Origin of the sequence: Actinomadura geliboluensis (assembly GCF_005889745.1) — a bacterium.
GTDB classification, from domain to species: domain Bacteria; phylum Actinomycetota; class Actinomycetes; order Streptosporangiales; family Streptosporangiaceae; genus Spirillospora; species Spirillospora geliboluensis.
Map to the genome: position 1 here is coordinate 1 of NZ_VCKZ01000281.1, position 12,486 is coordinate 12,486.

The following is a 12,486-nucleotide window of genomic DNA, read 5'->3' on the forward strand; positions in this document are numbered from 1 at the left end:
CCCCGGTCCCGCCCCGTTCCGGTGCGGGCGTCGTGGCAGGCCGGGGCGGTGGCCCCCGGCCGGTTTCAGGGTCGGTCCCTGAGGCGACCCCGGGGTCGGCGCCGCGAGGACTACTCCCGGAGGACGACGGGTGGAGGGTCCCTCCTGCCTCGGGTGGACCGGCAAGTCCGTTCCTGGGGCGCATCATTCGGGTCCGCGGGGCTTCTAGGGTTCTGGGTGTCGGATCGCCCGGGGGCTCGGTGCGCGGTCCGGTCCCATCCAGTCCACTCACTTACGGGAGTCTCCAGTGACGAACACCGCCCCTTCGACCGCCGGCGCGCAGTCCGCGCCCGGGGCGGGCGACTTCGCCGCACGGACCCAGCAGATCGCGAAGGTGTACGGGCGCGGCGACGCCCAGGTCGTCGCGCTCGACGGGGTCACGGTCGGCATTCCCCGCGGCCGCTTCACCGCGATCATGGGCCCGTCGGGGTCGGGCAAGTCCACGCTGATGCACTGCATGGCGGGGCTGGACTCGGTCGACTCCGGGCAGGTCTTCATCGGCGGCACCGAGCTGACGGCGCTGAAGGACAAGCAGCTGACGCGGCTGCGCCGCGACAAGATCGGTTTCATCTTCCAGGCGTTCAACCTGGTGCCGACGCTGACGGCGCTGGAGAACATCACGCTGCCGATGGACATCGCGGGCCGCAGGCCCGACCCGGAGTGGCTGGACGTGGTGATCGACACGGTCGGGCTGCGGCCGCGGCTGAAGCACCGTCCGGCGGAGCTGTCGGGCGGTCAGCAGCAGCGGGTGGCGTGCGCGCGGGCGCTGGCGTCCCGCCCTGAGATCATCTTCGCGGACGAGCCGACGGGGAACCTGGACTCGCGGTCGGGCGCGGAGGTGCTCGGCTTCCTGCGGGACTCGGTGCGGCGGATGGGCCAGACGATCGTGATGGTGACGCACGACCCGTCGGCGGCGGCGTACGCCGACCAGGTGCTGTTCCTGTCGGACGGGCAGATCGTCGACACGATGGCGGAGCCGACGGCGGAGCGGGTGCTGGAGCGGATGAAGGGCTTCGACGGCGCGGCGCCGGCGGCGGGCGCGGAGGTCTCGGCGCGATGATGCGCAAGGTCACGCTCCGCAACCTCGCGGCGCACAAGATCAGATTGGTGCTGACGGCGGTCGCGGTGATCCTCGGCGTGGCGTTCGTCGCGGGCACGCTGATCTTCACCGACAGCATGAACAAGCAGTTCGACGACCTGTTCAGCCGGATCGGCACGAACGTGGCCGTGGACGTGCGGGCCAAGAAGGTCGGCGGCGGCGACACCGACGGCTACGCGGCGCAGCCGGTCCCGGCGAGCGTCCTGAAGGCCGTCCAGGGCGTCGAGGGCGTCAAGGACCCGAAGGGGAACGTCAACGGGTACGCGGCGGTCGTCGGCAAGGACGGCGAGCTCGTCGGGACGGCGCAGAACGGGCCGCCGCAGCTCGGCGTGAACTGGACGGGCGGCGACGGGACCTACGCGCTGGCGTCGGGCCGCGCCCCGCGCGGGCCGGGCGAGGTCGTCATCGACGCCGCGACCGCGAAGAAGGGCGAGCTCGCCCTCGGCGACACCACGCAGGTGCTCACCGCGGGCCCGCCCGCGCGGATGACGGTCGTCGGGCTGATCGACACCGGGAACCTGATGGGCGCGACCGTCACCGGGTTCGACACGCCGACGGCGCAGAAGCTGATGCTGAAGCCCGGGTACTTCTCCGACATCGAGATGGGCTCGTCGGGCCCGTCGCAGGAGGAGCTGCGGGACCGGGTCGCGAAGGTGCTGCCGCAGAACATGGAGGCCGTCACCGGCGAGGAGCTCCGCGAGGAGTCCAAGAGCGACATCGCGCAGATGATGGGGTTCTTCCGGACGTTCCTGCTGGTGTTCGCGCTGATCTCGATCTTCGTCGGGGCGTTCATCATCTTCAACACGTTCTCGATGCTGGTCGCGCAGCGCACCCGTGAGCTGGCGCTGCTGCGCGCGATCGGCGCGGCGCGCGGGCAGGTGACGCGGGCGGTGATCGGCGAGGCCGTCGCGGTCGGCGTGGTCGGGTCCACGCTGGGCCTGGCGGCCGGTGCGGGGCTGGCGTCGCTGCTGCAGACGCAGATGGGCGACGCCGGGCAGGGCGGCCTGACGTTCACCGTCACCCCGGTGATCTGGTCGTACGCGGTCGGGATCGTGGTGACGGTGGTGTCGGCGTACTTCCCGGCGCGGCGCGCCGCGAAGATCCCGCCGGTGGCGGCGATGCGCGACGACGTGGCGCTGCCGCAGCGGTCGCTGCGGATCCGGGTGGCGCTCGGGTCGCTGCTGACCCTGGCCGGCGCGGGCCTGATCGGGGTGGGGCTGGCCGGTGGCGGCGGCAACCCGGTCGCACTGGTCGGCACGGGCGCGTTCGGGGTTTTCATCGGCGTCGCGATGCTCGCGCCGGTGATCAGCGTGCCGGTGCTGAAGGTGCTCGGGGCGCCGTTCGCGCGGCTGATGGGCTCCCCCGGGCGGCTGGCGCGGCAGAACGCGCTGCGCAACCCGCGCCGCACCGCGGCGACGGCCGCGGCGCTGATGATCGGGCTGGCGCTGATCACCACGGTGAACGTGCTCGGCGCGACGATGCGGGCCTCGATCGACGAGCAGGTGGACGCCCAGTTCGGCGCGGACTACCTGGTGCAGTCGCAGGGCCCCGGCGGGGTGAACGCCGAGGCGCGGCGCAAGATCGAGCAGACGCCCGGGGTGGTCTCGGTGTCGCCGACCTACGACGCCCGCGGCGAGATCAAGGGCAAGGATGTCTACTACCTGGCGGGCGACCTGCCGGCGCTGGCGAAGGCCGCGCGGCTGAAGATGGTGTCGGGCACGGCGTCGGCCGGGCCGGCGTCGATCATGGTGGACGAGGGCACCGCGGAGGACCAGGGCTGGAAGGTCGGGACGGCGGTGCCGATGCGGTTCACCGACGGCCGGACCGAGCAGCTGACGCTGACCGGCGTGTACGCCAAGAGCGACATGATCGGGCCGCGGCTGGTGTCCGAGCAGGCGTACCTGCGGCACACGGTGCGGCCCGCGGCGTCGATCATGGTGGTGGACGCGGCGCGGACGGACGCGGCGACGAAGTCGGCGCTGGACGCGGCGGTGAAGGCGTACCCGAACCTGGAGGTCGCCGACCAGGCGAAGCTGAAGGACGACGCCCGCAAGCAGGTCGACGGGTTCGTGACGTTCCTGACGATCCTGCTGATCATGTCGGTGATCATCGCGGCGGTGGGGGTGGTGAACACCCTGGCGCTGTCGGTGATCGAGCGGACCCGGGAGATCGGGCTGCTGCGCGCGATCGGGATCTCCCGGCGGCAGCTGCGCCGCATGATCCGGCTGGAGTCCATCATGATCGCGGTGTTCGGCGCGGTGCTCGGCATGGGCATCGGGGTGGCGTTCGGCGCGGCGCTGCAGAACGCGCTCGCCGACCAGGGCCTCGGGGTCCTCGCCGTCCCGTACGGGACGCTGGGGGTGTACCTGGTGGTCGCGGCGCTGATCGGCGTCCTGGCGGCGCTGTGGCCCGCGTGGCGGGCTGGGCGCATGGACGTCCTGAAGGCCATCTCCACCGAGTAGCCGTCGGGCGCGCCCGGCGCCCGTAGCCGGGAAGCCGAAAGGACCCGGTCCCTCCAGTCGGAGGGGCCGGGTCTTCCTCGCCTGAGTTCTTCCGTACCGAAAAGGGCCCGGTCCCTCCGCGTGGAGGGGCCGGGCCCTTTTCGTTCGGGTTCTTCCGTGCCGTTCGGCCGCCTGCTGTGCGGCCGGGGCGGCGCGGGCGTGCTACTCGGTCTCGTCGGCCGCGGCGGTGGCCGCGCCGGGCGCCACCGCGGCCTTGGCGACCGCGTCGGTCGCGCTGACCGTGGTGTTCTCCGGGAAGTGGCAGGCGGCCTGGTGGCCGGGGCTGAGCTCGACCAGCGGCGGCTCGACCTGCTTGCAGATGTCCTGCGCCTTCCAGCACCGGGTGTGGAACCGGCACGCGGGCGGCGGGTCGAGCGGGCTCGGCACGTCGCCCTGCAGCCGGATCCGCTCCCGGCCGGCGCGCTCGCTCGGGTCCGGGATCGGCACCGCCGACAGCAGCGCGTTGGTGTAGGGGTGCATGGGCCGCTGGTACAGGTCCGCCCGGTCCGCCACCTCGACGATCTTGCCGAGGTACATGACGGCGACGCGGTCGGAGATGTGCCGGACGACCGACAGGTCGTGCGCGATCACCACGTAGGTGAGGTCGAGCTCGTCCTGCAGGTCCTCCAGCAGGTTGACGACCTGCGCCTGCACCGACACGTCCAGCGCCGACACCGGCTCGTCCGCGACGATCAGCTTCGGCTTGAGGGCCAGGGTCCGGGCGATCCCGATGCGCTGCCGCTGCCCGCCGGAGAACTCGTGCGGGTACCGGTTGTAGTGCTCGGGGTTGAGGCCGACGAGCTCCAGGATCTCCTGGACGGCCTTCTTGACGCCCTGCTTGGCCTCGATGTTCTGCAGCCGGAACGGGGCCCCGACGATCGCGCCGACGGTCTTGCGCGGGTTCAGCGACGAGTACGGGTCCTGGAAGATCATCTGGAGGTCGCGGCGGAGCGGCCGGAGCCGGCTCTGCGACATCCGGGTGATGTCCTGCCCCTCGAACTTGATCGTCCCGAAGCTCGGGTCCAGCAGCCGCATGATCATGCGGCCGGTGGTGGACTTGCCGCAGCCGGACTCCCCCACCAGCCCGAGGGTCTCGCCCTTGCGGACCGAGAACGTCACGCCGTCGACGGCCTTGACCGCCGCGACCTGCCGGCGCAGCAGCCCCGCGGTGACGGGGAAGTGCTTGCCGAGGTTGTCCACCTCCAGCAGCGGCTCGCCCTCCGCGGGGCGCGCCGCCGCGGGCTCGGCGGCCGCGGCCGGGGTCGTGCCGGCCGGGGTCTCGCCGACCGGGGTCTTCGATGTGCTCACAGTCTCGTTCCCACCCGTGCTCGTCACAGCTTCGGCCGGATCTCGTCGTGCCAGATCTCGCGCTTCTTCTCCAGCGGGAGGTGGCACGCCGCCTTGTGGCCGGGCTCGACCTCGACCAGTTCGGGTCGCTCGGTCGTGCTCTTGTCGCCGTTGAGGTCCTTGTAGGGGCAGCGCGGATGGAACGCGCACCCGGACGGGACGTTGATCAGGCTCGGCGGCGACCCCTTGATCGGCATGAGCCGCTCGCTGCGCTCCCGGTCCAGCCGCGGCATCGAGCCGAGCAGCCCCCACGTGTAGGGGTGCAGCGGCCGGTGGAAGGCGTCCTCGACGGAGGCGTACTCCACGGCGCGGCCGGCGTACATCACGAGGATGTCGTCCGCCAGCTCGGCGACCACCCCGAGATCGTGGGTGATCATGATGACGGCGGAGTTGAACTCCTGCTGCAGGTCGCGGATCAGGTCCAGGATCTGCGCCTGGACGGTCACGTCCAGCGCCGTCGTCGGCTCGTCGGCGATCAGCAGCTCCGGGTCGCAGGACAGCGCCATCGCGATCATCGCGCGCTGCCGCATGCCGCCGGAGAACTGGTGCGGGTAGTCGTCGACCCGCTTGTCCGGCTTGGGGATGCCGACGCGGCCGAGCATGTCGATGGCGTGCTTGCGCGCGACCTGCTTGGACACGTCGTTGTGGACCCGGTACGCCTCGATGATCTGCGCGCCGACGGTGTAGAAGGGGTGCATCGCCGACAGCGGATCCTGGAAGATCATCGCCATGTCGCGGCCGCGGAGGCGGCGCACCTCGGTCTGCGAGGAGCCGACGAGCTCCTTGCCGTTCAGCCAGATCTCCCCGGACACGTCGGCGTTGCGCTTGTTGTGCAGGCCGAGGATGCCGAGGCTGGTCACGCTCTTGCCCGAGCCGGACTCGCCGACGATGCCGAGGGTGCGGCCGCGCTCCAGCTGGAACGACAGGCCGTCCACCGACTTCACCAGGCCGTCGTCGGTCGGGAAGTGGATCTTCAGGTCGCGGACGTCGAGGAACGCGGTGGGGGCCTCGCCGGTGTCCGCGGTGCCCGCGGCGGGCGCGGTGCCGGTCATCAGCTCAGCCTCACTCTCGGGTCGACGACGGCGTACAGCAGGTCGACGATCAGGTTGATCACCACGATCGAGGTCGCCGTGAGCAGCGTGATGCCGAGCACCATGGGCAGGTCGCCGCCGTTGATCGAGGTGATCGCGAGCTGGCCCAGCCCGGGGATGCCGAAGGTGTTCTCGGTCAGCACGGCGCCGCCGAGCAGGAGGCCGAGGTCGAGGCCGAAGATCGTGAGGATCGGCGTCAGCGAGGCGCGAAGGGCGTGCTTGGTGACGACGGTCTTCTCCGGCAGGCCCTTGGCGCGGGCGGTGCGGATGTAGTCCTCGTTCATCGTCTCCAGCATGCCTGCTCTGGTGAGCCGCGCGTACATCGCCGCGTAAAGGAACGCGAGCGTCACCCATGGCAGCACCAGCGACTGGAACCAGGTCACCGGGTTGGTGGTGAGCGGCAGGTAGCTGCCGCCGCCCGGGAAGATCTTGAAGGTGTAGGAGAACAGCGCGAGGGAGACCAGGCCGGTGAAGTAGATGGGCAGCGACACGCCGCTCAACGCGATGATCATCGCGGCCCGGTCCCACAGCGAGCCCCTGCGCAACGCCGACACCACGCCGGTGGTGATGCCGCCGACGAGCCACACGACCGCCGCGCCGAGCGCGAGGGACGCCGTCGCGGGCGCCCGGTCGAGCAGCGTCTCCAGCACCGGCTGGCTGCTGCGGTAGGAGTAGCCGAGGCAGGGCGCCGGGCAGTGGTCGGTCACCGGGCCGGCCTTGTAGTCCTTGCCGACGACGATGGCCTTCAGGTACTCGCCGTACTGCACCACGACCGGCTTGTCGAGGCCGAGCCGCTCCTTGGTGTCCTGGATCGCCTCGGCCGTCGGCGCCTTGCCGACGTAACCGGCCGCGATCTGGTCGGTGGTCTGACCGGCCAGCTTGGGCAGCCAGAAGAAGATGCCGAAGGTCACCAGGCTGACCAGCATCAACATGAGCACGGCACCGATGAGGCGCCGGATGAGGTATGGGAACACACTGCGCGGCCCCACCCGCCGGCCGTGGCCGGGCCTGTAGGCCCGGTCACGGCCGGGGGGCTTTCGCCTTCACCTGCCTTCAGATGGACTCACGGACGAGCGGAGTGTTACTCCACGCCCATGTTCAGGTAGTCGTACATGCCGCCGTAGGCGTAGGTGATGCCGGCGTTGGTGACGCGCTTCGGCCGGTACATCAGCGCCTTGGCGTAGATCAGCGGCACCTCGGTGGCGGTCCCCATGATCAGCTTGTCGACCTCGCCGTACGCCTTCATCCGGGCCGCCTTGTCGGGGTTGGCGATGGCGGCGTCGAGGCCCTCGTTGACCTTGGGGTCGTCCAGCTCGGCGAGGTTGTTGCCGCCGGACGGCTTGATGGCGTCACCGTGCGCGATCTGGGCGAGGAAGCCGTAGCCGGTCGGCCAGTCCGCCGCCCACGCCATGATCATCATGCCGACGCCGTGCTCGTGCACGTACTTCGGCACGCCGACGTACTTGCTGAAGTAGTCACCGGCCGGGAACTGCACCAGGTCGACCTTGATGCCGACCTTGGCCAGGCTCTGCTGGATCGCCTGGGCCATGGCGACTTCCTTCGGCCGGTCGGACCGGGCCGAGATCTTGGTGCTGAAGCCGTTGGGCTGGCCGCAGGCCTTCAGCTCCTCCTTGGCCTTGTTCATCGTGGCGTCGTCGAGGCCGTTGCCGCCCGCGGCCTGCTTCTGCGGGTACAGGTCGAACTTGGTGTAGCCGTCGACCGAGGGGGGCAGCACCGTGGTGGCGACGTCACCGCCGGCCAGCGGGCCTCCGTAGGCGGTCTGCGCGGCGACCTTGTCGGTCGCGTACTGCACGGCGATCCGGCAGTGGACGTTGTCGAGCGGCTTCACGTGCACGTTCAGCGACATGAACCGCAGGAAGCCCTGGACGGGGTTGTCCACGTACGGCTTCTGGTCGTCGGCCAGCACCTTGGGCTGGGTGCCCGACTGGACGCCGACACCGGCCATGTCCATGTCCAGCGAGCCGGCGAGCAGCCGCTGGTCGATGTCGTCCGCGTTCTGCTTGAGCTGGATCTCGATCTTGTCGGGCAGGGCCTTGCGGATCGGGTCCGTGCTCTGGTTCCAGTGCGGGTTGCGCGACATCGTCATGGACTTGCCGCGCGTGTAGTTGTCGACCTTGTACGGGCCGGACGAGACGATCGCGTTCTCGTACTTCAGGCCGGTGTCCTTGGCCTTCGGCACGGGCATGGTCTGCGACATGGCGACCAGGTAGTCGAACTCGGCGAACGGCTCGTTCAGACGGAAGACGATCGTCTGGTCGTCCGGGGTCTCGATCGACTTCAGGCCCTCTTCGGACTTGTCCTTGTAGGGGCCCTTGTAGGCGGGCTTGTTGTCGACGAGGTACTGCTTGAAGTACTTCGGCCCGGACTGCAGCTCGGCGCTGAAGTTGCTGCGCTCGACCGCGTACTTGACGTCCTTGGAGGTGACCGCGGTGCCGTCGTCGTACTTGACGCCGGTCCGCAGCTTGTACGTCCAGGTCTTGCCGCCGTCGCTGGAGGTGCCCAGGTCGGTGGCGAGGTCCGGGATGACCTCCAGGCTCTCCTTGCCGGCGGCGGGCTTGAACGTCGTCAGGCCGCGACCGTACAGGCGGGAGAGGTTCTGCGAGTAGGCGTAGTACGTGTTGCCCGGGTCCGGCGAGTCGAAGTCGTCGGACTCGGCGAGCTTGAGGGTGCCGCCCTTCTTGTCCGACTTGTTGACGACCTCGTTGACGCCGGCGTTGTAGCCCGGGCCGCTGCCCGAGCCGCCGCCCGAGTCGCCGCCGCCGCAGGCGGCGAGCCCCGCGGCCGCGACCACCCCGGCCGCGAAGACCGCGATTGGTCTCATCTTGTTCATGTGCAGGCGCACCCCTTCAAATAGACGGGTCCGATGGACCCGAGTCACTTGGACCGAGGGTCGAGAGCGTCCCGCAGCCCGTCACCGAACAGGTTGAAGGCGAGGACGGTGATGAAGATCGCCATACCGGGGATGATCATGTACATCGGGTCCGAGGAGTAGATCGGCACGGCGAGCGTGAGCATCCCGCCCCACGACGGGGCCGGCGGGATGACGCCGACGCCGAGGAACGACAGCGCCGCCTCGAACAGGATGTTGGTCGGGATCAGCAGGGTCGAGTAGACCAGGATCGGCGCGACCAGATTCGGCAGGACTTCCTTGAACAGCACGTAGGAGTTCCGGGCGCCCATGCTGCGCGCGGCGTCCACGAACTCGCGCTCGCGCAGCGACAGGGTCTGCCCCCGGATGATGCGGCCGATGTACGGCCAGTTGAAGAACCCGATGACCACGATCAGGACCGAGACGCGCAGCCCGTTGCCCGACAGCCCGAAGGCCCCGTCGGACATGACGCCGACCAGCGCGATCGCGAACAGCAGCAGCGGGAAGGCCAGGAAGGCGTCCATGGCGCGGCTGATGAGGTAGTCGACCCAGCCGCCGAAGTAGCCGGCCAGGATGCCCATCACGGTCCCGATGAGCACCGACAGCAGCGTCGCGAGGAACGACACCAGCAGCGAGATCCGGGCGCCGTGGACGATGCGGGCCAGCAGGTCGCGGCCGGTGCCCGGCTCGACGCCGAACCAGTGGTCGCTGCTGATGCCCGAGTGCCAGAAGCCGCTCTTAGGCCGGTTGTAGGTCGGGTCGATCAGGTTCTGGTGGTAGGCCAGCGGGTCCTGCACGAAGTACGGACCGAAGATGGCCAGGAGGATCAGCAGGATGACCACGACGGCGCCGGTCAGCGCGACCTTGTCGCGCTTGAGCCTCATCCAGGCGATCTGACCGAGGGAGCGTCCCTGGATCTTCTTGCTGTCGACACCGACGAGGACCGATTCCGGCTGCGCCTCGGTGTCGGACCCGGTCACCTCAATGGGTGCGGCCACGCTCCATACCTCCTACCGTTCGGCCACTGGTTCGGCCTTGCCGCCGGCGTCCGGCCGGCGGGGCCGCGGAGATCATCCGCTGCCCCCGTGCCCGTTACGCCGCGTTTGCTGAAGGGAAACGTAGTCCTTCGGGCAAGACTGTCCATCCGTGAAGCGGGCTTCGCCAGTACCCGTATCTGACTTGTGATCTCGTCGTCATCTGGGGCACACGCGTCCGCACACCACTTCGGACAAATCGCCCGAATAGTACGTTCAACTCCACCCGGACAGGCAACTCGACAGCGGTCTAGACCGCCAAGCTTTACCGTACCGAGTCCGATCTGAGACCGATTCTCCGCAGGTCAGCCCACTGGAGCAACACGCGGCACAGGAAACCGGCGGACCGGGGCGCTCCCGCGGCGCGCGAGCGCCGCACGGAAGCACCCCGGCCCGCCGGTCCGCCGGGCGCGTCGCGCGCGCCCGGCCGCCCGGCCCGGCCGGGCCGGGTCAGGAGATGCCGCGGTCGCGCAGGATGCGCTCGATCTCCGCCATCTCCGGGTCGCCGCCGCCCTGCGCGGGCCCCTCCACGGCGCCCTTGGACCTGCCGCGCCCGGCGGCCTTGCGCCCCCCGTCCCCGGCGGCCCGGCCCGCGCCCGCGGCGCCGGCCTCCTCGCCGCCCGCGCGGCGGCTCAGCATCGCGCCCGAGGTCAGGTAGAGCAGGACGGCCAGGCCCGCCACCCCGACGCCCGCCCACTTCACCGGGCTGAACGCCAGGTCGACGAAGAACTCCGTCACCCCCGTCATCGCCGCCGCGAGCGGCACCAGGGACAGCGCCGCGCCGCGCAGGCCGGTGCCCGCGCCGCGGCGGCGGTAGGCGCCATAACTGATCACCAGACCGACCAGGGTCACCCCGAGGCTGATCGCGAAAATGGCTGCGTCGCTCATGCCGGCCCCTCATTCCGAACGGTGGTCCTCCCTCCCATCGTCACACGCGGGACGGCGGTACCGCTCCTCCCGGCGGACGGTTCCCGGCCTGGTCGGCCTCCTCCTCCGGCGGGAGCCCGGTCCTGCAGAACGCTCCCCCGGAGGCAGCCCTCGGGTACCGGTCGGGCGTGCGCCGGCCGGCGGACGTCAGCCGGCGGACGTCAGCCGGCGGACGGTTCCCGGCGGGCGGCGGGCGGGGCGCGTGTCAGCCGGGCGCGGGCTCGCCGGCCGCCAGGGCGCGCAGCAGGTCCACGTCGACCTCGCGCAGCGAGGCGACCACGGTGCGGCCCGGCGCGGGCGGGATCGGCAGGACGCCCGGGACGGCGATGGTGGCGCAGCCCGCCGCCTCCCCCGCCGCGACCCCGTTCGGGGAGTCCTCCAGGACGACGCAGCGGGCCGGGTCGGCGCCGAGGCGCGCGGCGGCCGTCAGGTACGGCTCGGGGTCGGGCTTGGTGCGGGCGACCTCGTCGCCGGCGACGCTCAGCGCGAAGCGCTCGCGGCCGATCGCGTCCAGCACCGGCTCGATCAGCCGCCGGTGGCTGGAGGACACCAGCGCCGCCGGGACGCCCGCCGCGCGGACCGCGGCGAGCAGCTCCTTGGCGCCGGGCATCATCGGGACGCAGGCGGTGAGGCGCTCGGCCATGCCGTCCAGCATCCGCCGGGCGATCTCCGCCGGGTCGGCGGCCGCGCCGGTCAGCTCCAGCATGTAGTCGACGGCGATGGCGATGGAGCCGCCGACGAGCCGCTCCTGGTGGGCGGGGCTCCACTCGCCGCCGAGCCACGCCATGACCTCCGTCTCGACCTCCAGCCAGACGTGCTCGGAATCGATGAGGAGGCCGTCCATGTCGAACATCACGGCCTGCAGGCCGCCGCGGTCTCCTGCGCTCATGCGCGCCGTCCCGGATGCGGGGGACGCGAGATGGGGGTGCTCATGTATCCCCACCATAACCGCGTGATCGCGGGCGCCGTCCGGCCCCCTCACCGGCCGCTTTTGGACGAGGTGTGCAAGGAGACGGTGACGGATGGGTCACCGGCCCGATACCGTGCCTGCAGTGACTACCAACGGGTAAGGAACGGCATGAGCGCGTACCGCATCATCCTCGTCGGCACCGACGGCTCGGACTCCTCGTTCCGCGCGGTGGACCGCGCCGCGCAGCTGGCCGCCGCCACCGGCGCCACCCTCCTGCTGGCCTCCGCCTACAGCCCCATGCCCGAGCGGGAGCGCGCCAGCGCCGCCGACCGGCTCGGGGACCTGGCGTACAAGGTGCAGGGCTCGACGCCCGCCGACGACGCGCTGCGGGCGGCGCGCGAGCGCGCGGTCGCGGCCGGCGCGCTCGACATCGACCAGGTCGCGGTGGAGGGCGACGCCGTCGACGTCATCTCCAAGCTCGCCAAGGAGCGCGGCGCCGAGCTGGTCGTGATCGGCAACCGGGGCCTGAACAGCCTCGCGGGCCGGATCCTCGGATCGGTCCCGGCGAACCTGTCGCACCGGGCGCCCTGCGACGTTCTGATCGTGCACACCACCGACGGCAAGTGACCCCCCGACCGGCCCCCGCCG

The 12,486-nt window shown here is 71.0% G+C and carries 10 protein-coding genes; 3 read left to right on the top strand and 7 right to left on the bottom strand.

Annotation, left to right across the window (positions count from 1 at the left end):
* Positions 1-286 precede the first annotated feature (286 nt).
* Both ETD96_RS30575 and ETD96_RS30580 read left to right on the top strand, forming a co-directional pair.
* On the top strand, positions 287-1,099 hold the full coding sequence (locus ETD96_RS30575) for an ABC transporter ATP-binding protein (RefSeq protein ID WP_138639955.1): 813 nt from the start codon (positions 287-289) through the stop codon (positions 1,097-1,099).
* Positions 1,096-3,600, top strand: coding sequence for an ABC transporter permease (locus ETD96_RS30580; protein WP_240808338.1), 2,505 nt, complete (start codon positions 1,096-1,098; stop codon positions 3,598-3,600). The genes ETD96_RS30575 and ETD96_RS30580 overlap by 4 nt, the downstream gene beginning before the upstream one ends.
* Positions 3,601-3,801: 201 nt before the next feature.
* Here ETD96_RS30580 and ETD96_RS30585 read toward each other — a convergent pair whose 3' ends face one another.
* The 7 genes from ETD96_RS30585 to ETD96_RS30615 all read right to left on the bottom strand — a co-directional run bounded on the left by ETD96_RS30585 (position 3,802) and on the right by ETD96_RS30615 (position 11,817).
* Complete coding sequence (locus ETD96_RS30585; protein WP_386865523.1) at positions 3,802-4,947, bottom strand: ABC transporter ATP-binding protein; 1,146 nt, start codon at positions 4,945-4,947, stop codon at positions 3,802-3,804.
* A 23-nt stretch (positions 4,948-4,970) separates the two neighbouring features.
* Positions 4,971-6,038, bottom strand: a complete 1,068-nt coding sequence (locus ETD96_RS30590) for an ABC transporter ATP-binding protein (RefSeq protein WP_138639956.1) — start codon at positions 6,036-6,038, stop codon at positions 4,971-4,973.
* A complete protein-coding gene (locus tag ETD96_RS30595; RefSeq protein ID WP_138639957.1) occupies positions 6,038-7,051 on the bottom strand; it encodes an ABC transporter permease in 1,014 nt (337 codons plus the stop codon). The genes ETD96_RS30590 and ETD96_RS30595 overlap by 1 nt, the downstream gene beginning before the upstream one ends.
* 107 nt (positions 7,052-7,158) lie before the next feature.
* Entirely contained in the window at positions 7,159-8,928 is a 1,770-nt protein-coding gene (locus ETD96_RS30600; protein ID WP_205719524.1) for an ABC transporter substrate-binding protein, read from the bottom strand.
* Between the two features lie 44 nt (positions 8,929-8,972).
* A complete protein-coding gene (locus tag ETD96_RS30605) occupies positions 8,973-9,965 on the bottom strand; it encodes an ABC transporter permease (protein WP_138639958.1) in 993 nt (330 codons plus the stop codon).
* 486 nt (positions 9,966-10,451) lie between these two features.
* The gene (locus ETD96_RS30610; RefSeq protein ID WP_138639959.1) at positions 10,452-10,889 is read right to left on the bottom strand and encodes a hypothetical protein; all 438 of its coding nucleotides are present in this window, start codon (positions 10,887-10,889) and stop codon (positions 10,452-10,454) included.
* Between the two features lie 244 nt (positions 10,890-11,133).
* On the bottom strand, positions 11,134-11,817 hold the full coding sequence (locus ETD96_RS30615; protein WP_138639960.1) for an HAD family hydrolase: 684 nt from the start codon (positions 11,815-11,817) through the stop codon (positions 11,134-11,136).
* Between the two features lie 189 nt (positions 11,818-12,006).
* Between ETD96_RS30615 and ETD96_RS30620 the strand changes: the two genes are divergently transcribed.
* Positions 12,007-12,465, top strand: a complete 459-nt coding sequence (locus ETD96_RS30620) for a universal stress protein (protein WP_138639961.1) — start codon at positions 12,007-12,009, stop codon at positions 12,463-12,465.
* Positions 12,466-12,486: the final 21 nt, after the last annotated feature.

What these genes read in the sequence shown, in the direction of transcription:
- ETD96_RS30580 (WP_240808338.1), top strand. Translation starts at nt 1,096, where the DNA reads ATGATGCGCAAGGTCACGCTCCGCAACCTCGCGGCGCACAAGATCAGA.
- ETD96_RS30590 (WP_138639956.1), bottom strand. Translation starts at nt 6,038, where the DNA reads ATGACCGGCACCGCGCCCGCCGCGGGCACCGCGGACACCGGCGAGGCC.
- ETD96_RS30600 (WP_205719524.1), bottom strand. Translation starts at nt 8,928, where the DNA reads ATGAACAAGATGAGACCAATCGCGGTCTTCGCGGCCGGGGTGGTCGCG.
- ETD96_RS30610 (WP_138639959.1), bottom strand. Translation starts at nt 10,889, where the DNA reads ATGAGCGACGCAGCCATTTTCGCGATCAGCCTCGGGGTGACCCTGGTC.
- ETD96_RS30615 (WP_138639960.1), bottom strand. Translation starts at nt 11,817, where the DNA reads ATGAGCGCAGGAGACCGCGGCGGCCTGCAGGCCGTGATGTTCGACATG.
- ETD96_RS30620 (WP_138639961.1), top strand. Translation starts at nt 12,007, where the DNA reads ATGAGCGCGTACCGCATCATCCTCGTCGGCACCGACGGCTCGGACTCC.